Annotated in this window: 13 protein-coding genes; 9 read left to right on the top strand and 4 right to left on the bottom strand. The window is 64.1% G+C overall.

Going from position 1 to position 20947, the window contains the following annotated elements:
* Nucleotides 1–5 precede the first annotated feature (5 nt).
* Nucleotides 6–1625 (bottom strand): GMC family oxidoreductase, encoded by a 1620-nt coding sequence (locus YUU_RS0146285; protein ID WP_027528182.1) that lies wholly within the window; start codon nucleotides 1623–1625, stop codon nucleotides 6–8.
* A gap of 209 nt (nucleotides 1626–1834) precedes the next feature.
* Here YUU_RS0146285 and YUU_RS0146280 point away from each other — a divergent pair, with 209 nt between their 5' ends.
* Nucleotides 1835–3007: a M20 aminoacylase family protein gene (locus YUU_RS0146280; RefSeq protein WP_027528181.1), complete on the top strand. Its 1173-nt coding sequence runs from the start codon at nucleotides 1835–1837 to the stop codon at nucleotides 3005–3007.
* A 72-nt stretch (nucleotides 3008–3079) separates the two neighbouring features.
* On the opposite strand, the gene YUU_RS0146275 is transcribed toward YUU_RS0146280, so the two are convergent.
* On the bottom strand, nucleotides 3080–4702 hold the full coding sequence (locus YUU_RS0146275) for an inorganic phosphate transporter (protein ID WP_027528180.1): 1623 nt from the start codon (nucleotides 4700–4702) through the stop codon (nucleotides 3080–3082).
* 108 nt (nucleotides 4703–4810) lie between these two features.
* Nucleotides 4811–6208: a UdgX family uracil-DNA binding protein gene (locus tag YUU_RS0146270; RefSeq protein ID WP_027528179.1), complete on the bottom strand. Its 1398-nt coding sequence runs from the start codon at nucleotides 6206–6208 to the stop codon at nucleotides 4811–4813.
* 167 nt (nucleotides 6209–6375) lie between these two features.
* Between YUU_RS0146270 and YUU_RS0146265 the strand changes: the two genes are divergently transcribed.
* The 4 genes from YUU_RS0146265 (at nucleotide 6376) to YUU_RS0146250 (ending at nucleotide 12982) form a co-directional block, all read left to right on the top strand.
* Nucleotides 6376–7167, top strand: a complete 792-nt coding sequence (locus YUU_RS0146265) for an ImuA family protein (RefSeq protein ID WP_027528178.1) — start codon at nucleotides 6376–6378, stop codon at nucleotides 7165–7167.
* Nucleotides 7058–8653, top strand: coding sequence for a DNA polymerase Y family protein (locus YUU_RS0146260; protein ID WP_035665309.1), 1596 nt, complete (start codon nucleotides 7058–7060; stop codon nucleotides 8651–8653). The genes YUU_RS0146265 and YUU_RS0146260 overlap by 110 nt, the downstream gene beginning before the upstream one ends.
* The gene (locus YUU_RS0146255) at nucleotides 8650–12135 is read left to right on the top strand and encodes an error-prone DNA polymerase (RefSeq protein WP_027528176.1); all 3486 of its coding nucleotides are present in this window, start codon (nucleotides 8650–8652) and stop codon (nucleotides 12133–12135) included. The genes YUU_RS0146260 and YUU_RS0146255 overlap by 4 nt, the downstream gene beginning before the upstream one ends.
* Before the next feature lie 139 nt (nucleotides 12136–12274).
* Nucleotides 12275–12982 carry a hypothetical protein gene (locus tag YUU_RS0146250; RefSeq protein ID WP_027528175.1) on the top strand — a complete coding sequence of 236 codons (708 nt, stop codon included), beginning with the start codon at nucleotides 12275–12277 and terminating at the stop codon, nucleotides 12980–12982.
* A gap of 121 nt (nucleotides 12983–13103) precedes the next feature.
* On the opposite strand, the gene YUU_RS0146245 is transcribed toward YUU_RS0146250, so the two are convergent.
* Nucleotides 13104–13391: a hypothetical protein gene (locus YUU_RS0146245; protein WP_027528174.1), complete on the bottom strand. Its 288-nt coding sequence runs from the start codon at nucleotides 13389–13391 to the stop codon at nucleotides 13104–13106.
* A gap of 56 nt (nucleotides 13392–13447) precedes the next feature.
* On the opposite strand from YUU_RS0146245, the gene YUU_RS0146240 reads away from it, so the two are divergent.
* The 4 genes from YUU_RS0146240 (at nucleotide 13448) to YUU_RS0146225 (ending at nucleotide 20945) form a co-directional block, all read left to right on the top strand.
* A complete protein-coding gene (locus YUU_RS0146240) occupies nucleotides 13448–14848 on the top strand; it encodes a CoA transferase (RefSeq protein ID WP_027528173.1) in 1401 nt (466 codons plus the stop codon).
* Nucleotides 14849–15003: 155 nt separating this feature from the next.
* On the top strand, nucleotides 15004–16245 hold the full coding sequence (locus YUU_RS0146235) for an efflux RND transporter periplasmic adaptor subunit (RefSeq protein WP_027528172.1): 1242 nt from the start codon (nucleotides 15004–15006) through the stop codon (nucleotides 16243–16245).
* Between the two features lie 57 nt (nucleotides 16246–16302).
* On the top strand, nucleotides 16303–19419 hold the full coding sequence (locus tag YUU_RS0146230) for an efflux RND transporter permease subunit (RefSeq protein ID WP_027528171.1): 3117 nt from the start codon (nucleotides 16303–16305) through the stop codon (nucleotides 19417–19419).
* Between the two features lie 113 nt (nucleotides 19420–19532).
* On the top strand, nucleotides 19533–20945 hold the full coding sequence (locus tag YUU_RS0146225) for a hypothetical protein (RefSeq protein WP_245288333.1): 1413 nt from the start codon (nucleotides 19533–19535) through the stop codon (nucleotides 20943–20945).
* Nucleotides 20946–20947: the final 2 nt, after the last annotated feature.

Raw genomic sequence — 20947 nt, 5'->3', positions numbered from 1 at the left:
TGCGTTTACTTCGCATCTTCCAAAATCATCGTCGCGCCCTTTTCGGCGATCATCGCAGTCGGTGTGTTGGTATTGCCTGACGTGATCGTCGGCATGATCGAGGCATCGACGATGCGCAGGCCGCCGAGGCCGTAGAAGCGCAGGCGTTCGTCGACGACGGCCATCGGATCGTTGGCCGTGCCCATCTTCGCCGTGCCGACGGGATGAAAGATGGTGGTGCCGATATCACCGGCGGCTTTGGCGAGCGAGGCATCGTCATCGCCGACGGAGGGGCCGGGCAGATATTCGCTCGGGTGATATTTTGCCAGCGCCTTCTGCTGCATCAGGCGGCGCGTGGTGCGGATGGCGTCGGCGCCGACCTGGCGGTCGTCTTCGGTCGAGAGGTAATTCGGCGCGATGATCGGCTTCTCGTCCGGCGTCGCCGCGCGCAGGCGTACGGAGCCGCGCGAGGTCGGCTGGAGATTGCAGGCGCTGACCGTGATCGCGGGGAAGCGGTGCAGGGGATCGCCGAACTTGTCGAGCGAGAGCGGCTGCACGTGGAACTGGATGTTGGCGCGCGAGCGCGTCGCATCGGAACGGGTGAAGATGCCGAGTTGCGACGGCGCCATGGTGAGGGGACCGCGGCGGCGGAAAGCATAGTCGAGCCCCATCAGGCCGCGGCGGAACAGATTGTAGTAGGTTTCGTTCAGCGTGCGCACGCCCTCGACCTTGTAGATCGCGCGCTGTTGCAGATGGTCCTGCAAATTGCGTCCCACCCCGGGCCGGTCCATCACGATGTCGATGCCGAGCGGCGACAGCCAGTCGGCAGGTCCGATGCCGGTGCGATGCAGGACCTGGATCGAGCCGATCGCGCCGGCCGAGAGGATCACCTCGCGCCTGGCGCGCGCCTCGATGGTCTCGCCATTCTGGATGAAGCGCACGCCGACGGCGCGGCCCTGCTCGATGATGAGACGATCGACGAGCACGTGCTTCTCGAGCCGCAGATTGGGCCGGTTCAGCGCGGGCTTGAGGAAGCCGCGCGCCGAGGACCAGCGCCGGCCGCGCTTCTGGTTGACGTGGAAATAGCTCGTGCCCTCATTGTCGCCGGTGTTGAAATCCGGGATGCGCTTGATGCCCATCTCCTCTGCGGCATCTCCGACCGCGTCGAGAATGGTCCAGGACAGCCGCGGCGCCTCGATGCGCCAGCCGCCGCCGACACCGTGATGCTCGCTCGGCCCAAGAAAGTGATCCTCCAGCCGCTTGAACAGCGGCTGCACGTCATCATAGCCCCAGCCAGTGAGCCCGAGCTGGCGCCAATGGTCGTAGTCGGCGGCTTGTCCCCGCATCGAGATCATGGCGTTGATCGCCGAGCAGCCGCCGATCACCTTGCCGCGGGGATAGGCGAGTGCGCGGCCGTTCAGCCCGGGCTCGGCCTCGGTCTTGAACATCCAGTCCGAGCGTGGGTTGCCGATAGCGAAGAGATAGCCGACGGGGATGTGGAACCAGATCCAGTTGTCGTCGCCGCCGGCCTCGAGAATGAGGACGCGGTTCTTCGGATCAGCCGAGAGCCGGTTGGCGACGATGCAGCCCGCCGTGCCGGCCCCGACGACAATGTAGTCAAACTCACCTTCGAGCCGCCTTGGCATTCTGCTTCCACCCAGATGGTCGACATGCCCAGGCTCGGTCTTTGGCTTGTCCCGGGCATTCACGCGCTTGCCGTCCTAATAGTCGGTCGTGGATGTCCGGGACAAGCCCAAGCATGACGGCGGGCAAGGCCATGTCCGAAGCAGTTAGGTGGACCGCCGCTTGCATGGTAGACAGTCCTGTATTCCCAACTGAAAGCTTGAGATCCTCCATGCCCATCGTGAACCGCGTCGCCGACCTTCAACCTGACATCCAGGCCTGGCGGCGGGACATCCATCAGCACCCGGAGCTGCTGTACGACGTTCACCGCACCGCAGCATTCGTTGCGGACCGCCTGCGCGAGTTCGGCTGTGATGAGGTTGTCACCGGCATGGGTCAGACCGGCGTGGTCGGGCTGATAAAGGGCAAGAAGCCGGCGGGCGAGGGCATCAAGACCATTGGCCTCCGCGCCGACATGGATGCGCTGCCGATCGAGGAACAGACCAACCTGCCTTACGCCTCGAAGAATCCGGGCAAGATGCATGCTTGCGGCCATGACGGCCACACCGCGATGCTGCTCGGCGCGGCGCGCTATCTCGCCGAGACCCGCAATTTCGCCGGCGATGCGGTCGTGATCTTTCAGCCAGCCGAGGAGGGCGGCGCGGGTGGCGCGGCCATGGTCAAGGACGGGCTGATGGAGCGTTTTGCCATCGACCAGGTCTACGGCATGCATAACGGCCCCGGCATTCCCATCGGCTCGTTCGCGATCCGGCAGGGGCCGATCATGGCGGCGACTGACGAGGTTGACATCAAGATCGAGGGTCTCGGCGGCCACGCCGCGCGCCCGCACAAATGCGTCGATTCCGTTCTGGTCGGCGCGCAGGTCATCACGGCGCTGCAGTCGATCGTCGCGCGCAGCATCGATCCCCTGGATTCGGCCGTGATCTCGATCTGCGAATTCCACGCCGGCAATGCCCGCAACGTCATTCCGCAGACGGCTGAGCTCAAGGGCACGATCCGCACGCTGACGCCGGAGGTACGCGCTCTCGTCGAGAAGCGCGTGCGCGAAGTGGTGGCGGGCGTGGCACAGATCACCGGCGCGAAAATCGATCTGCACTACAAGAGGAATTATCCGGTGGTGAACAATCATGCCGCGCAGACCGAGATCGCGCGGACGGTGGCCAAACAGGTCGCAGGCGATGCCAATGTGCATGAGATGCCGCCGCTGATGGGCGGCGAGGATTTTGCCTATATGCTGGAAGCGCGCCCCGGCGCCTTCATCTTCTGCGGCAACGGCGACAGCGCAGGTCTCCACCACCCCGCATATAATTTCAACGACGAAGCGATCGTCTACGGCACGTCGTACTGGATCAAGCTGGTGGAGAATTCTTTGGCAGCGTCGTAAGCGCGCAAGTCAGGCCAAAATGAAAAGGGCCCGCGCGATGCGCGGGCCCTTTGTCGTTGAGTGGCGTAGCGCTCAGAACACCCGCGAGAACACGTAGTAGAGCACGCCGGAGATGATCATCGCGGCCGGCAGGGTGAGCACCCAGGCCATCGCGATGTTGCGGATCGTCGCCCATTGCAGGCCCGAGCCGTTGGCCGCCATCGTGCCGGCGATGCCGGACGACAGCACGTGCGTGGTCGAGACCGGCAGGCCGTAGACGTCGGCGGCGGCAATGGTGGCGGCTGCGGTGATCTCGGCGCAGGCGCCTTGCGCGTAGGTCAGGTGCGTCTTGCCGATCTTTTCGCCGACCGTGACGACGATGCGCTTCCAGCCGACCATGGTGCCGAGCCCAAGTGCGATGGCGACCACGATCTTCACCCAGCCGGGGATGAACTTCGTGGCGCTGTCGAGCGAGCCCTTGTAGGCGGTGAGCACGGCGACGTCGTTGGCGCTGAGCTCGGCCTCCTTGTCCTTCATCAGGAAGCGGATTGCTTCCGAGACGAGGTACATGTCATTGCGGGTGTTGCCGACGACTTCGGCCGGCACCTTCGCCAGCGATCCGTAGGTGGTGACCTGCTTTGCGATGTCACGCACGAGCACGGCGAGCGACGGGAACGTGCCGCCGTTGACCTCGTGTTGAGCGACGTAGTTGGTCACTGCGGGCCGCGGATTGCCGATGACGTTGTAGCCGGCGGCCTTGGCCTCGATCACCTTGCTCGCGGCCTCCGAGTTCGCGACGAACGCCTCGATCTGGCTCGCCGGCAGTGCGCGATTGAGCGCATAGGCCGTCGGCACGGTGCCGATCAGGATCAGCATGATCAGGCCCATGCCCTTCTGGCCGTCATTGGAGCCGTGGAAGAAGCTCACCAGCGTGCAGGTGAGGATCAGGATGCCGCGGATCCACCACGGCGGCGGCTGGTCGCCCTTCGGCTCGCCAAACAAAGCGGGCGTTGCGCGCAGCAGCACGGTGCGCAGGATCAGGAGCAGGCCGGCGGCGAGCGCGAAGCCGAACAGTGGCGACAACAGCAGCGCCTTGCCGATATTGGTGGCCTGGGTCCAGTCGACGCCCGAGGTGCCGCTGCGGCCGTGCAGGACCGCATTCATGATGCCGACGCCCATGATCGAGCCGATCAGCGTATGCGAGCTCGACGCCGGCAGGCCGAAATACCAGGTGCCGACGTTCCAGATGATCGCCGCGATCAACAGCGCGAACACCATGGCAAAGCCCGCGCTGGAGCCGACCTGGAGGATCAACTCCACCGGCAGCAGCGAGACGATGCCGAACGCGACCGCGCCGCTCGAGAGCAGCACGCCGAACAGGTTGAACATGCCGGACCAGACCACGGCGACGTGGGCGGGCAGCGAGCGGGTGTAGATGACGGTTGCGACCGCATTGGCGGTGTCGTGAAAGCCGTTCACGAACTCGAAGCCGAGCGCGATCAGCAGCGCGACGAAGAGCATGAGGAAGGGCGCAATGCTCTTGACCTGCGTGCCGGTCGCATCGACGTCGACCCAGATGCTGTAGGCGACGAAGAGCAGCGCCGCGGCGATGACCCCCATGTAGATAATGCCGGTCAGCGGATGAAAACCGCGGTCGAGGTCGGGGCCCCTCCGCAAGGCCGGCTCGATGGAGCCGGGTAAAGCAAGGTCACTCATTGAAAACTCTCCTGTCCCTGTGCCCCGACTTTGCGCGCGGCATGTGACAGGCAGTTGAAATGACGACGTTTCTCCACGGGTATCCGCTGCGGCGCAGCGTGAGTTACATCACGCTGCCCGTGCCGATTTTTCCCGGAATCCGGCTGCGATCTTCAGGTCGTCGACAAAACGCTGATATTCCAGCTCCTTGGCCTCGGGGTCCGGCAGCCGCAGCAGATAGGACGGGTGCACCGTCACCAGCGCCTTGCGGCCGTCGGCAAGATCGATCAGCCGGCCTCGGTTCTTGCCGATCGGCGTGATCTTGCCGAACACGCTTTGCGCGGCGGTCGCGCCCATCGCGACGACGAGGCTGGGCTGGAGGGCCGCCAGTTCCCGTTCATACCATTGCCGGCAGGCGCGGATCTCCGGCGTGTTCGGCTTCTGGTGCAGGCGGATTTTTCCGCGCGGTACAAACTTGAAATGCTTCACCGCGTTGGTGACATAGACCTTCCTGCGATCGACGCCGGCCTCTTCCAGCGCGCGATCGAGCATCATTCCAGCGGGCCCGACAAAGGGGTAGCCAGCGAGGTCTTCCTTGTCGCCGGGCTGTTCGCCGACCAGCATGATGGTGGCGCTCTTCGGGCCTTCACCGAACACGGTCTGCGTCGCATCCTTGTAGAGAGGGCAGGCGCGACAATGCGCGGCTTCCTCGCGCAGCGTTTCGAGATCATCGGCGGCGGGTTTGCGTGGCATGGCTGCCTCCGGACGCGGCGTGCTCCGTCCGCCGGTCCAACGTTCGGCATCGGCGAGCAGAGGTTCAAGTATCGAGGCTTCCGGGAGGTTCCTCGCGCGCTTTTTTGGCGCTTCCGGTGCGATCGGCCGGTCGGTGCGGAAGTGGCGCCGCCAGGTTTCCTCCAGGCGGCTTGGTGCGGGCATCTCCGTCTGGCTGATCCCCGGGGTGAACGAGATCACGTGGCCGTCCCAATGGGCGCAGATGTCGGGCGTGAGGATCGACCAGGGCATGTCCGCATAGCGGCGCGCGAAGAAGGGCGCCGCGAATTCGACGATGTGATGCTCCGGCACGAACCAGGCGGCGTAATGCGCCTTCTGCTCGCGTCCGATCTCGCGAAAACGGATGACATCGCGCATCCGCTGCACGTCGCGATGCACGCTGTTTGCCATCGCGGTGGCCAGCGCCACATCAGGGTCAGTCATCCGTCCCAAGAGGTCATGATCGGCCTTCAACCGCCACAGCAGGCGATAGAGCAGCGCAAAGCGTTCGCTGTCGCGATTGAGGATCGCGACGCGCGCAAGCTCGATGAAATTGGCCGGCACGTTGAAGGTGCTTTCGATCTCGATCGGCGGCAGGCTCGGCGCTTCGGACAGGCCGGGCGGCATTTGATCTTTGATCTGGCCTTGCACGCCCCACGTCACGTCCACGGGGGCGATGTGATGCAGTGCCAGCGCGCGCGCGGCTTTGCGCCAGCCGTCGAAATCCGTCTCATGATCGAGGGTGATGAGGTACATGGCACTTGAATCCTCTTGATTTCGCTCATGAATCCGAGAGCCCGCCAATTCGATTGACTCCAGCGGCGCTGTTAGCTTTATATTAGAACATATCATGAACAAATGAGCCAGCCGATCGTTTGTCTTTCTGACGATCCTGGCGACCATCACGAGAAGGAGCGGCGAGCATGAGCGCACGCACAAGCGCGCTTGCGGCTTTGCGCGGCCAGATCGAGCGCATCGAGACGTCGGATGCCGCGCATCATCGCGATCGCGTAGCGCTCGGCCACCCCCAGGCAGATCTGGCCTTGCAGGGTGGGCTGGCACGTGCGGCGATCCACGAAGTGTTTTGCGAGGGACGCCAGGGCACGGCCGCGACGGGTTTTGTCACCGGACTTGCGGGGCGCGTGATGGCGCATCGCCCGCTGCTGTGGGTGCGGCAGGATTTTTCGGAAATCGAGGCAGGCGCACTGTCGATGAGCGGGCTTGCCGAACTCGGCCTCGATCCGCGCCGCGTGGTGATGGTGCGCGCTGCCGATATCGAGAGCGCGCTGCGGACGTCAGCCGATGCGCTTGCCTGCGATGCGCTGGGCGCCGTCGTGCTCGAGCTCTGGGGCGAGACGAAACAGTTCGATCTCGTGGCGAGCCGCAAGCTGACGCTTGCAGCCCAGGCTTCCGGCGTGACCGGGCTGCTGCTGCGGATGGCAGCAAACCCTCTGCCGTCGACCGCGGAAACCAGATGGATGTTGCGGGCGGCGCATTCACCGCCGGGACCTCAGTGGAGCGCCTGGGGCGCGCCTTGCTTCGATGCCGAGCTCGTTCGCAATCGTCATGGCCCGGTCGGCCGGTGGATCATGGAATGGAAGTGTGATGAGTGCCTGTTCAGTGAATCGTCGGCGTATCCTCAGCCTGTGGCTGCCGCGCCTGCCCATCGATCGCATCAAGCGCCTCTTGTTGGTGAGCGGCGTCGAGCTGGGTAAAAATGAACCGAGCATTGTCGTCGCCAAAGAAAACAATGCGCTGTTGATTTATGCCCTCGATGAAGCGGCCTCGCGCCTCGGCCTGCATATCGGCCAGCCGCTGGCGAACGCCCGCGCGATCTGTCCGGAATTAAAAGTTTTCGACGCCGATGTCGCGGCGGATGCCAGGACGCTCGAGGATATCGCCGACTGGTGCGACCGCTTCACGCCGCTGGTGGCGCTCGATCCCCCGCATGGCCTCTTCCTCGACATCACCGGCTGCGCGCATCTGTTCGGCGGCGAGGCCAACCTGTTGCAGGCGCTCGTCCGTACACTGGTGCGGCAGGGTTTTGCGGTCAGCGCGGCGATCGCTTCGACCTCGATCTGTGCGCGCACGCTGACGCGGCAGGCACCTAGCACCATCGTCGCCGATGGCGCCGAGGCGGAAGCGATCAGTGCCTTGCCGGTCTCCGCGCTCGGCGCGGATGACGCCATCACCACGGGTCTACGCCGCGCCGGCCTGAAGACCATCGGCGACGTCGCTTCGCGCAGCCCCCATGAGATCACGGCGCGCTTCGGTGCGCGCTTCTCGACGCTGCTCGCGCATGCGCTGGGGCAGGGCGATGCGCCGATCAGCCCGCGAAAACCGCTGCCTGACTACATCGTGGAAAAACGCTTCGCCGAGCCGATCGCAACCGACACCATGATCGCGATGACGCTGTCGCGGCTTGCGGATACGCTGATCGCCTCAATGGAGAAGCAAGGCAAGGGCGCGCGGCGGCTGGAGGCGTCCTTCTTCCGCACCGACGGCATGGTGCGCGCGATCATGGTCGAGACAGGGCGGCCGGTGACGCGAAGCGCAGTCGTCGATCGTCTCTTTCGCGAGCGGCTGGATGCGCTCGCCGATCCCCTCGATCCCGGTTTCGGCTTCGACATGGTCCGTCTCTCGGCGAGCCGCACCGAGATTGTGGTGCAGGAGCAGTGCGATCTCGATGCGCACGTCCATGACAATGACGAACTCGCCGCGCTGATCGACCGCATCGCCGCGAGGATCGGCGGAAAGCGCGTCGTCGTACACTTGCCGCAGGATACGCATATTCCCGAGTGCGCGGTGCTCGCCGCGCCTGCGCAGCATCATCTCGCCGCTGCCGCGCAGACTGAATGGCCATCGCGCGTTGAGAGCGAGCCGCCGCTACGCCCGTTGCGGCTGTTCGATAGACCGGAACCGATCAAGGTGCCGTTCGCGACCGTGCCGGACGGAGCGCCACATCAATTCACCTGGCGGCGCGCGCTGCATGCGGTGGTGCGGGTGGAAGGGCCCGAGCGCATCGCGATGGAATGGTGGCGGCAGGACGGCAAGCAGCTCACGCGGGACTACTTTCGTGTCGAGGATGCCGAAGGCCTGCGGTTCTGGATCTTTCGCGATGGTCTCTACGACAGCGAGCTCGTGGACGAGGAGGGCAGGTCCGTTCCCGCCAACTGGTATGTGCACGGTCTCTTCGCATGAATACGCCAGCCTATGCCGAGATCGGCATCACCACCAACTTCTCCTTCCTGCACGGCGGGTCGGATCCGCGCGCCTATGTGCATCAGGCCAGCATTTTGGGCATTCCCGCGATCGGGATCGCCGATCACAATACGCTCGCCGGCGTCGTCCGCGCCTACAAAGAGCTCGACAATACGGAAGTGCTGCACAAGCCAAAACTCCTGATCGGCGCGCGCATCGTCTTCATCGATGATACGCCCGACATCCTGGTCTATCCGCGCGATCGCGCGGCCTATGGTCGGCTCTGCCAGCTTCTCACCAGGGGCAAGCGTGGCGATGACATCACGCGGATCGAGAAAGGCGAGTGCCATCTCACCTTCGCCGATCTCCTGGAGTTTGCCGAAGGCCAGCTTTTGGTCCTGACGCTGCCGCATCGCTTTGACGCGGGGCAAGCGTTAAATGTTCTGGGAAAACTGAAGACAAGCCGCGCCGAGGGCGTGTGGCTGGCGGCGAGCCTGCTCCATCGCGGCGACGACCGGCGTCGCCTCGCGCGGCTCGATGATCTCGCAGTGAAGGCAAAAGTGCCGCTGCTCGCGACCAACGAGGTGCTCTATCACCATCCCGCGCGCCGCCCCTTGCAGGACGTGCTGACCTGCATCCGGGAAAAGACCACGATCGAGGCGATCGGGAGGAAGCTTGAGGCCAATGCCGAACGGTTTTTGAAAACACCCCGAGAAATGGCGCGGCTGTTCCGCGATTTCCCTGCGGCGATCGCAGAAACCATGCGCTTTGCAGGCGCAATCGACTTCTCGCTCGACCAGCTCAAATACCAATATCCGGACGAGCCGGTGCCGCCGGGCAAGACCGCGCAAGGGCATCTGGAGGACCTGACCTGGGCCGGCGTGCAGACTTATTTCGGCGGCAAGATCGACGACAAGCTCCGCGCCACCCTGCACAAGGAGCTCGTGCTGATCGCCGAGCTGAAATACGCGCATTATTTTCTCACCGTGCACGACATTGTCCACTATGCGCGCAGCCAGAACATTTTGTGCCAGGGCCGCGGCTCGGCGGCGAATTCGGCCGTGTGTTACGTGCTCGGCATCACCTCGGTCGATCCGACCAAGGTCGATCTGTTGTTCGAGCGCTTCATCTCCAAGGAACGGCTGGAGCCGCCTGATATCGACGTCGATTTCGAACATTCGCGGCGCGAGGAGGTGATGCAATATGTCTATCGCCGCTACGGCCGCCATCGCGCCGCGATCATCGCGACCGTCATCCACTACCGTCCACGCAGCGCCATCCGCGATGTCGGCAAGGCGCTGGGCCTGACGGAGGACGTCACGGCGGCGCTCGCCGACACGGTATGGGGGAGCTGGGGCAAGGGCCTCAACGACATGCAGGTCAAGCAGGCCGGGCTTGATCCCAACAATCCCATGATCAGCCTCGCGGTCGAGCTTGCGACCGAGTTGATCGAATTCCCGCGCCATCTCTCGCAGCATGTCGGCGGCTATGTGCTCACGCAAGACCGTCTCGACACCTATGTGCCGATCGGCAATGCCGCGATGGACGACCGCACCTTCATCGAATGGGACAAGGACGACGTCGACGCGCTCAACATGATGAAGGTCGACGTGCTGGCGCTGGGCATGCTGACCTGCATCCGCAAGAGTTTTGACTTGATCGACCAGCACAAAGGTCAGCGGTGGGTTTTGGCGAGCGTCCCGCAGGACGATCCCAAGGTTTACGACATGCTGTGCCTCGGAGAATCGCTCGGCGTATTCCAGGTCGAGAGTCGCGCGCAGATGAATATGCTGCCGCGCCTGAAGCCGCGGACCTTCTACGATCTCGTCATCGAGGTCGCGATCGTGCGCCCGGGGCCGATCCAGGGCGACATGGTGCATCCTTACCTGCGGCGGCGGAACGGCCAGGAAAAAGTGAGCTATCCATCTCCGTCACCGGAGCATGGCGACAAGGATGAGCTCTACAAGGTGCTGCACAAGACGATGGGCGTGCCCCTGTTCCAGGAGCAGGCGATGCGGATCGCGATCGAGGCGGCAAAATTCACCTCCGAGGAAGCCAACGGCCTGCGCCGCTCGATGGCAACCTTCCGCAATGTCGGCACCATCGGCAAGTACGAGGACAAGCTGATCGGCAACATGGTCGCGCGCGGCTACGACCCCGACTTCGCCCGGAGCTGTTTCGACCAGATCAAGGGCTTTGGCTCCTACGGCTTTCCGGAGAGCCATGCCGCGAGCTTCGCCCAGCTCGTCTACATCTCGTCCTGGCTGAAGCATTATCACCCCGACGCGTTCTGCTGCGCGCTGTTGAACTCGCAGCCGATGGGCTTTTATGCCCCGGCACAGATCGTCGGCGACGCCCGCAAGAACGGCGTCGAGGTGCGCGAGATCGACGTGTCCTTTAGCTTCGCGCAGAACACGCTGGAGAACACCGACGGCAAATATTGCGCCGTGCGCTTGGGCTTCCGCCAGATCGACGGCTTCCATTGGCTTGATGAGGATGAGGAGAGGCTGAAACACTCTCAGCTGTCATTCCACATTGCGCAAGTGCGCAATGGGGGCGCGCCCACAACACCGTCATTCCGGGATGGTGCGTTAGCACCAGACCCGGAATCTCGAGATTCCGGGTTCACGCTCCGCGTGCCCCGGAATGACAACGTGGAGAGAGTTCAAGACTGGGCCGACCGCATCGTCGCCGCGCGCAACCGCCGGCCCTTCACCTCGCTCGAAGACTTCGCCCGCGACACCGGTCTGCCCAAGCGCGCGCTGATCCTGCTGGCGGATGCCGACGCCTTCCGCTCGCTCGGGCTCGACCGCCGCGAGGCGCTGTGGCAGGTGCGGCGCCTGCCCGACGACGTGCCGCTGCCGCTGTTCGAGGCGGCCACCGCGCGCGAGCAGCCGGACGAGCACGCAAAACCGCTGCCGGTGATGCCGCGTCCGGAGCAGGTCGTCGCCGACTACCAGACCATCCGCCTGTCGCTGAAGGGCCACCCGATGGAGTTCCTGCGCGAGATGTTCACGCGCGAGCGCGTCATCGCCTGCAAGGACGTCAGTCATGAGAACGAGCGGCGCCGCGTTCGCTGTGCCGGCGTGGTGCTGGTCCGGCAGCGGCCGGGCAGCGCCAGCGGCGTCGTGTTCATGACGCTGGAGGACGAAACCGGCATCGCCAATGTCGTGGTGTGGCCCAAGATCATGGAGCAATACCGCAAGGAGGTGATGGGCGCGCGCCTCATCCTGGTCGAGGGCTATATCCAGAGCAGCCCCGAAAAGGTGACGCATCTCATCGCCCAGCGGATGGTCGACCGCTCGCACGATCTGGTCGGGCTCGCCAATGATGCGTTAAGCCGCAAGCACCCGGTGCCAGCGGGCGCCGCCTTGATCGAGCCCCTCAACGACGACCGCCGCGACCACCTTGATGCGCCCGCGCAGAAAATCCGCCACCCCCGCGATGTGAGGATTTTGCCGCCGTCGCGGGATTTTCATTGAGGCGTCATCAACCATCGCAGCAATCGGCCAATCCCACCCGACGATCGATACGATTTGAATTAAGCCTCTAAGCAAGCTGAAAGCAAGATACGCCTATATATCGTTCGCGGAGCGCGATTTGGACATGATGGGGTGATGTTTGCAGCAACTCAAATCGCCTCAACGATCGCGCGGCCTCGCCGTCGCCGCAACGCCGGACCGAAAACCCTCCCGCGTCGACAAGCTGGGCGTCTGGTTGTCCAAAGCTATCACAATCGAGCGGCTTTGGGTTGGGACGACCGAGAGCAAGCCCTACCCGGCGCGGCGCCGCGTGGAAGAGGCCCTGCAGATTATCAAGCGCCATGACGCGCTCAACTATTCCCGCATCATCCGCCACCTCGATCGAATATGGGTGCACCTGCTCCCCAGCGCTCAAGCGCACTACGATCGGTCGTTGAACGCTTGCGTACTCGATGAACGTTATGTTCTCAAGGACACAATGACCCTTGAGCAGCTCGCTTCCACCATCGTACATGAAGCGACTCATGCTCGACTCGAGGGATGGGGCATCCAGTATCTCGAAGGAAGGCGCGCTCAGATCGAAGCGATCTGTCTCCGGCGCGAGCTCAACTTCCTTACGAAGACGCCTAACAGCAAGTTCTTGCGGGATGAAATTGTGCGTACATTGGAATGGTCTGCCGGCGATCATGAGTTTTACTCCGACCAGAGCTTTCAACGGCGACGTCAGGAAGGCGAGGTCGAAACATTGCGCTACCTGAACGCGCCGAACTGGCTCATGACATGGGCGAGTTGGCTGATCCGCAGACGACGCGAGCGCGCGTCTGCGTTGCCACGGTCACAGTCTTAGCCGCCGTAGGTGGGCAATGGGGCCTGAGCGCCGTGCCCACCATTTTTCAATTCATATCTATAAAAAGCGGTGGGCACGCTTCGCTTTGCCCACCCTACGATTTCCGAATGGGTTTCGACCGTCACTCCGGCGCCGCGCCCACGGGCGGGCCGCCGGGCGGGCGATGCAGAAAGGTGAGCGACGCGAAGGCGCCGACCCAGGAGCCGATCGCGGCGAAGACGACGTAGGTGGCGTTCTCGGTGTAGCTGATCACGGCGTAGGAGGAGAGCAGGTACCAGATCGCGCTCCAGGTCGCCGCCGGCACGCGCTTGCGCGCGACCACGGCGGAGGTGAACATGACGTAGACCGCATCGGTGGCGGCGGTGGCGAGCAACACGGCACCCGCGGTGAGGGGATCGATGGCAGCCATTGCAGTCCTTTCCGTGCTAATGCGATGTTGCCGAAATTATCGGGAGAGCAATGGCCATGCAAAGCCCCGCCGACATCCTGAAGGACATCTGGACCTCCGCCGGCGGCGAGGCCGCTGTGGTCGAGCGCGTGCGGCTGAGCGGCGAGGAGCCGCAAATCCCGTCCTCATTCCGGGTCGCCGCTGCGGCGCAGGCCAGCGTTGCTGCGGCGGGACTCGCTGCCGCTGAGATATGGAAGTTGCGCGCGGGCGAAGCGCAGGATGTCATTGTGGACATGCGCCATGCCGTCGTCGAATGCCGCTCCGAACGTTACTTGCGTGTCGACGACAAGCCGCCGCCACCGGCATGGGACGCGATCGCAGGAATCTACAAGGCCGGTGACGGCCGCTTTGTCCGCTGCCACACCAATTTCCCGCACCATCGCGACGCCGTCTGCAAGGTGCTCGGTTGCGAGGCTGAGCGCGAAAAGGTGCAGGCCGCGCTGATGCAATGGAAAGGTGAGGACTTCGAAACCGCGGCTCATGCGGCGGGCGGCGTCGTTGCCTTGATGCGCTCTTATGACGAATGGATGGCGCTACCGCAGGCGCGCGCGCTGGCCGAGCTGCCGCTCGTCTCGATCGAGAAAATCGGCGAGGCATCGCCGAAGCCTTGGCCCAAAGGCGATCGTCCGCTCGCTGGACTGCGCGTGCTCGATCTGTCCCGAGTCATCGCGGGCCCCGTTGCGGGCCGTACGCTTGCCGTCCACGGCGCGGATGTGCTGCTGGTGTCCGGCCCCGAGCTTCCCGCCATTCCCTGGCTCACCATCGACACCGGACGCGGCAAGCTCACGACCTTCATCGAGCTCAAGAGCGATGCGGGGCGCAAGCAGCTGCGCGCGCTGCTCGCGGAGGCCGACATCTTTTCGCAGGGCTATCGTCCACGATCACTCGCCACCCTCGGCTTCGCGCCGGAAGATGCCGCGCGCATCAATCCCGGCATCGTCTATGTCACGCTGTCGGCCTACGGCCATGCCGGTCCCTGGGCGGAGAGGCGCGGCTTCGACTCGCTGGCGCAGACCGCAACCGGCTTCAACCACGCAGAGGGGCAGGCCGCGGAGGTCGAAGGACCGAAGGAATTGCCCGCGCAGATGCTCGACCACGCCACCGGCTATCTGATGGCCTTCGGCGCGATGATGGCGAAGGCACGTCAGGCCCGCGAGGGCGGTAGCTGGCACGTGCGCGTGTCGCTGGCGCAAACCGGGCGCTGGTTGTGGAATCTCGGCCGACTCGCGGACGGCCTGAAGACCCCGGATCTTACGGGGGCGGCCATACATCCTGCGTTCATCAAGACCATGCCATCCGGTTTCGGAACGTTGAAAGCGGTCAGCCATTCGGCGATGCTGTCGAAAACCCCGGCCGATTGGCTGCGCCCGGCAATGCCGCTCGGCAGCCACCCGCCGGAATGGCCGAGCCTTAGCTGACACGAAGCTGACATAGAACTGACGTGGCAAAATTTTAACGCAAACCGAAAGGCGACCCGCGTTTTTTAGGTTGTCTGAAATCGCAAATCGGCACTATTAGCGCGACCGATGAGGCAGGTATCTTGCTGAAATCATCGCGAGAATGACCGGGGCCCATGTTAGTCAAAAATACCAAGCAATTGCAGGTATTTACAAAGCAACGGCTGATCGCGTCCGTAGTTTTACTGATGCTCGCCGCTGGCGGCGCCGCTTACCTCTACGCGGGGGGCAAGGAAAAGAACCACTCGGAAGTCTCCAGCCAGTCGCGCAAGAACGCGCAGAACTTCACGCCGACGCCGTCCGAATGGGCAACGCTGTCGATCGAGCCGGTGAACCAGAAGGCCTTCCGCGCCGAATATGTCACCGAGGGCAAGGTCGCGGTCGACGAGGACCGTTCGACGCCGGTGTTCTCGCCCTATGCCGGGCGGGTCACCAAGCTGCTCGTGAAGCCCGGCGAGAGCGTCAAGCAGGGCCAGCCGCTATTCCTGATCGAGGCCGCCGACACCGTGCAGGCCCAGAACGATTTCATCACGGCGATCACCTCGCAGAACAAGGCAAAATCGGCGCTCGAGCTCGCCGACATCCAGTTCAAGCGCGCCAAGGATCTCTATGAAGGCCACGCCGTTCCGCTGAAGGATTATCAGCAGGCGGAAGCGACGCAGGTGCAGGCGCAGAACGACATGCGCTCATCGGTGACGGCGCTGGAAGCCGCCCGCAACAAGCTGCGCATCCTCGGCTTCACCGACGAATCGATCAAGGCGTTTCAGGACAAGGGCAGCATCAATCCGGAGATCACGATCTACGCGCCGATCTCGGGCACGGTCGTGCAGCGCAAGATCGGCCCCGGGCAGTATGTCAGCGCCGGCGCCAGCGATCCGGTGTTCGTGATCGGCGATCTCTCGACCGTGTGGCTCACGGCGTTCGTGCGCGAGAGCGATGCCGCCGCCGTCTGTGTCGGGCAGGACATTACCGTGAATGTGATGGCACTGCCGGGCCGTCCCTTCACCGCCAAGATCAATTACGTCGCCGCCGCGATCGATCCCAACACCCGCCGTCTTCTGGTCCGCGCCACCATCGACAACAAGGAAAATCTGCTGAAGCCGGAGATGTTCGCCAACGTGACGATCTATTCGGCCGGCGATCGCGCGGCGCCTGCGGTGCCGAAGCAGGCCCTGATTTATGAGGGCGACCAGGTCCGCATCTGGGTCGCGCGCGAGGACAAGTCGGTCGAGCTGCGCCAGATCAAGATCGGCCTCGTCAACGGCGACCTCGTCGAAGTCACAAGCAATCTGAAACCGGGCGAGCAGATTGTAACCAAGGGCAGCCTGTTCATCGATCGCGCGGCCTCGGGCAGCTAGCGCATGATCATGCGCCATCAAAACTGCCGTTAGCGCACAGCGAAAAACTGACCTGTAATGGATCGCCTCGTCGCCCTTGCCGTCAATCGCCGCTACCTGATGGTCGGCCTGTTCGTCGCCGTGCTGATCGGCGGCCTGATCGCGTTCAACCAGCTCAATATCGAGGCCTATCCCGACCCGACGCCGCCGATGGTCGACATCGTGACGCAGAGTCCGGGCCTGTCGGCGGAGGAGATCGAGCGCTACATCACGATCCCGATCGAGACCCAGGTCGCAGGCCTGAAGAACCTGACGACTATCCGCACCATCTCGCTCTACGGACTGTCCGACGTCAAACTCCAGTTCTCCTTTGCCTACACCTATGACGAGGCGCTCCAGCAGGTCTTGAACCGCCTGGCGCAGCTCGCGCCGCTCCCCGGCAACGTGCAGCCGCAAATCTCGCCGCTCAGCCCGATCGGCGAAATCTTCCGCTATCGCCTGGTCGGCCCGCCGAACTACAGCGTGCTCGATCTGAAGACGATCCAGGACTGGATCCTCCAGCGCCGCTTCCGCGCCGTGCCCGGAGTGATCGACGTCACCGGGTGGGGTGGCAAGACCAAGACCTACGAGCTCCAGGTCGATTTCAACAAGCTGATGGCCAACGGCCTGACGTTGCCGCAGCTGCTCCAGGCGGTGAGCAATTCCAACGTCAATGTCGGCGGCAACACCGTCAATATCGGCTCGCAATCCGCCGTGGTGCGCGGCGTCGGCCTGATCCGCTCGATCGACGACCTCGCCAACACCATGGTGGCGCAGACTGGCGGCAACCCGGTGCTGGTCAAGGACGTCGCGACCGTCACGGTCGGCGAGAAGCCGCGGCTCGGCATCGCCGGCCTCGACGACAGCGACGACATCGTGCAGGGCATCGTGCTGATGCGCCGCGGCGAGCAGAGCACGCCAACCATCAAGCGCGTCGAGCAGCTCGTCGCGCAGATCAACAACTCGACCATCCTGCCGCCCGGCGTGCGCATCGAGCGCATCTACGACCGCAAGGACCTGATCGACCTCACCACCCACACCGTGCTGCACAACATGGTGGTCGGCATTTTGCTGATCGTGCTGTTGCAGTGGATCTTCCTGGGGGATCTGCGCAGCGCGCTGATCGTCGGCGCCACGATTCCGTTCGCGCTGTTCTTTGCCGTGATCATCCTGGTGCTGCGCGGGGAGTCCGCCAACCTGCTGTCGGTCGGCGCCATCGATTTCGGCCTGATCGTGGACGCAACCGTCATCATGGTGGAGGCCATCTTCCGCCGCCTGACGCAGACCACGCCGCTTTCCGAGCTCGAGCATGCCTCGCCGGAGACGCTGTTCGGCATGAAGAGCCATGCCATTCTGTCGGCCGCAGCCGACGTTTCGCGCTCGATCTTCTTTGCCGCGGCCATCATCATCGCGGCGTTCCTGCCGCTGTTCACGCTCTCCGGCGTCGAGGGCAACATTTTCGGCCCGATGGCGCGCACCTATGCCTATGCGCTCGCCGGCGGCCTGCTTGCGACCTTCACGGTAACGCCGGCGCTGTCGGCGATCATCCTGCCTGCGCATGTCGAGGAGACCGAGACCAGGATCATGCTGTTCCTGCACCGGATCTACACGCCGGTGCTGCATTGGGCGGTCAGCAACCGCAACATCGTGCTGGGTGCCGCCATCGGCCTCGTCGTCATGACGCTGGCGCTCGGCCGCCTGCTCGGCCTCGAATTCCTGCCGAAGCTCGAGGAAGGCAACCTCTGGATCCGCGCCACGCTGCCGCCGACCATCTCGCTCCAGGAGGGCAACACCTACGTCAACGAGATGCGCAAGCTGATCCGCGCCCGGCCGGAGGTCGAGTCCGTCGTGTCGCAGCACGGCCGTCCCGACGACGGCACGGATGCCGCCGGCTTCTTCAACGCCGAGTTCTTCGCGCCGCTCAAGCCGGCAAGCGAATGGCCCGGCACCCATGACAAGGAAGTGCTGACCGCGGAGTTGCTCAAGCAACTCGACGACCACTTCCCCGGCGTCGAGTTCAACTTCTCGCAATATCTGCAGGACAACGTGTCGGAAGCCGTCTCCGGCGTGAAGGGCGAGAACTCGATCAAGCTATTCGGTAGCGACCTGAAGGCGCTGACCGACACTGCCAACAAGATCAAATCGGTGCTGTCGACGGTGCAGGGCGTGACCGACCTTGCGGTGTTCACCTCGCTCGGACAGCCGACGATCCAGATCGATATCGATCGCGCCAAGGCCGCGCGCTATGGCCTGGCGCCCGGCGACATCAACGCGACCATCAAGGTCGCGATCGGCGGCGACACTGCGGGCGATCTCTACGAGCCGGGCTCGGACCGCCATTTCCCGATCATCGTTCGCCTGGCGCCGGAATACCGCAAGAGCGCCGAGGCGATCCAGAATCTGCGCATCGGCGCGCCCGGGCCGAACGGCACCGTCACGCAGATTCCCTTGAGCGAGGTTGCCACGATCAGCCTCGTCTCGGGCGCGGCCTATATCTACCGCGAGCAGCAGGAGCGCTATTTGCCGATCAAGTTCTCGGTGCGCGAGCGCGACCTCGGCAGCGCGATCCGCGAGGCGCAGCAGAAGATCGCCGAGCAGGTCCAACTGCCGCCGGGATCGCACATGGAATGGGTCGGCGAGTACGGCAACCTCCAGGACGCTATTCGGCGGCTGTCGATCGTGGTGCCGATCTCGCTGGCGCTGATCGGCATCCTGCTTTGGTTCAATTTCGGCTCGATGACCGACACGCTGCTCGCCATGAGCGTGATCCCGATGGCGATCTTCGGCGGCGTACTGGGTCTGCTGATTACCGGCACGGCGTTCAGCGTCTCCGCGGCGATCGGCTTCATCGCGCTGTTCGGCATCGCCGTGATGGATGGCATCATCATCATCTCGCAGTTCAACCAGCTCATTGAGGAAGGCCTTGACCGCATGACAGCGGTGGTGCGCACCGGTGAGTTGCAGCTCCGCCCGGTGCTGATGACCTGCGTGGTCGCCGGCGTCGGGCTGCTGCCGGCCGCGCTGTCCGAAGGCATCGGCTCGCAGGTGCAAAAGCCGCTCGCGGTCGTCGTCGTCACCGGCATGATGCTGGCGCCGATCGTCATCCTGGTGACGCTGCCGGTCCTGATCTCCTTCTTCTCGCGCCGCGCCCGCTAGTTTAATCCCCCTGTGGGCACACGCCCACAATTCCTGCCCACTCGGTTTGTGGTTGACGAACTCCCCCAGCGTTCCTTGATTAGAGGCAAGGGAAACCGCGGGAGAGACCAGCCATGCGGATGGAGGAACAGGCGGGCAGGGGGGCCGCCACGGCGGAGCAGATCCTGGGCGAGATCCGGGACTATTGCCGTGCGACCCGAACGGCGGAATCGACCTTCGGCCGGCTCGTCGTCAATGACGGCAAGCTGGTATCCCGCCTGCGCGACGGTGCCAGGATCACGACAGGCACGCTCGACAAGGTGCGCGCCTATCTCAGCGAGCACCGGCCGGAGCCATCAGGCAGCCCCGCGACCGTCGCGCTGAAGGCGGCCAATGGCGTGGCGCCCGTGGTCGAGGCCGCGCCGCCCGGCTTCCGCTTCTTCGACAACCGGCAAAAATATCTCCTGTTCGTCTCGACCTGCAGCGAGAAGACCGAGGTCGCCAACCGCATCTCGCTGGAGATCTCCAATCTCCAGCCGTCGCCGCCGGCGCTCAGGCTGTTCGACGCCGGCTCCGGTGACGGCACCGTGCTGTCGCGGGTGATGCGTGCGCTGCATGCGCGCTTCCCCGCAATGCCCCTTTATGTCGTGGCCAAGGAGATCTCCTACGAAGACGTCCGCATGATGCTGGAGAAGATGGCCGACCGCCTGTTCGAGCATCCCGCAACCGTGCTGGTCGTGACCAACCTCTATTACGGCGAAGCGCCCTGGCTGACGCCGCGCTCGGCGACCGCGGCGCAAGGCCTCCTGTGGAAGGACGTCGCACTCGCGGGCAACACCGCGCATGGCTTTGCCGAGCAGATCGGCGAGCTCGAGCCGTTCCTCGCCGAGAACTGGCGCGCCGGCATCAGCCAGAAGACCGGCAATCCCGTCTATATGCGGCCGGTGATCCTGACGCTCAGGCGCGAAGACCATTCCTTCCTGCTCGATCCGATCATGCCGCGGCCCGGCCGCGTGATGGCCGACTACGATCTCGTTATCGCCTCACAGCCCTACCGGGCGCGCGCCAGCGTCGAATTCAAGGCCTCGAAGGTGGTGACGCCGCTGGTGCGGTCCTTGCGTCCCGGCGGTCGTCTGATCGGCATCCATTCCCATGGCCGCGATCCCGGCATGGAGATCATCGACCAGGTCTGGCCCGGCGATGATCCCTTTGGCACCGACCGTTATGCGATCCTGCGCGAGGTCAAGCGCGAGCTCGGCTCGGCGGCGCGGCACTACAATTTCAATGCGTCGTCGGATGCGCGCGCGATCTTCCGCTACCGCATGCACACGCTGCCCGATGAAGTCTCCGGCCCGATCGGCACCTCGACACTGTTCGCGGCCTGGAACGCTGCGATCTATGTCGCGCAGATCGAGGACGACAGGCTGTCCGAGGTCGTGCGTGACGGCCGCTATCTCGAGGCGACCGATCGCGTGGTGAGAAAACACGGCGGGCTCTGGTTCAACGACGAGACCTATGTGATCTCGCGTCGCCGGGCGCCGGCGTAAAC

The organism is Bradyrhizobium sp. Ec3.3 (assembly GCF_000472925.1).
Taxonomy (GTDB): Bacteria; Pseudomonadota; Alphaproteobacteria; order Rhizobiales; family Xanthobacteraceae; genus Bradyrhizobium.
The sequence above is the reverse complement of the archived record's forward strand: the minus strand, read 5'-3'. Positions and strand labels throughout refer to the sequence as shown.

What these genes read in the sequence shown, in the direction of transcription:
- YUU_RS0146285 (WP_027528182.1), bottom strand. Translation starts at nt 1,625, where the DNA reads ATGCCAAGGCGGCTCGAAGGTGAGTTTGACTACATTGTCGTCGGGGCC.
- YUU_RS0146245 (WP_027528174.1), bottom strand. Translation starts at nt 13,391, where the DNA reads ATGGCTGCCATCGATCCCCTCACCGCGGGTGCCGTGTTGCTCGCCACC.
- YUU_RS0146270 (WP_027528179.1), bottom strand. Translation starts at nt 6,208, where the DNA reads ATGTACCTCATCACCCTCGATCATGAGACGGATTTCGACGGCTGGCGC.
- YUU_RS0146235 (WP_027528172.1), top strand. Translation starts at nt 15,004, where the DNA reads ATGTTAGTCAAAAATACCAAGCAATTGCAGGTATTTACAAAGCAACGG.
- YUU_RS0146280 (WP_027528181.1), top strand. Translation starts at nt 1,835, where the DNA reads ATGCCCATCGTGAACCGCGTCGCCGACCTTCAACCTGACATCCAGGCC.
- YUU_RS0146265 (WP_027528178.1), top strand. Translation starts at nt 6,376, where the DNA reads ATGAGCGCACGCACAAGCGCGCTTGCGGCTTTGCGCGGCCAGATCGAG.
- YUU_RS0146230 (WP_027528171.1), top strand. Translation starts at nt 16,303, where the DNA reads ATGGATCGCCTCGTCGCCCTTGCCGTCAATCGCCGCTACCTGATGGTC.
- YUU_RS0146260 (WP_035665309.1), top strand. Translation starts at nt 7,058, where the DNA reads ATGAGTGCCTGTTCAGTGAATCGTCGGCGTATCCTCAGCCTGTGGCTG.
- YUU_RS0146275 (WP_027528180.1), bottom strand. Translation starts at nt 4,702, where the DNA reads ATGAGTGACCTTGCTTTACCCGGCTCCATCGAGCCGGCCTTGCGGAGG.
- YUU_RS0146240 (WP_027528173.1), top strand. Translation starts at nt 13,448, where the DNA reads ATGCAAAGCCCCGCCGACATCCTGAAGGACATCTGGACCTCCGCCGGC.
- YUU_RS0146225 (WP_245288333.1), top strand. Translation starts at nt 19,533, where the DNA reads ATGCGGATGGAGGAACAGGCGGGCAGGGGGGCCGCCACGGCGGAGCAG.
- YUU_RS0146255 (WP_027528176.1), top strand. Translation starts at nt 8,650, where the DNA reads ATGAATACGCCAGCCTATGCCGAGATCGGCATCACCACCAACTTCTCC.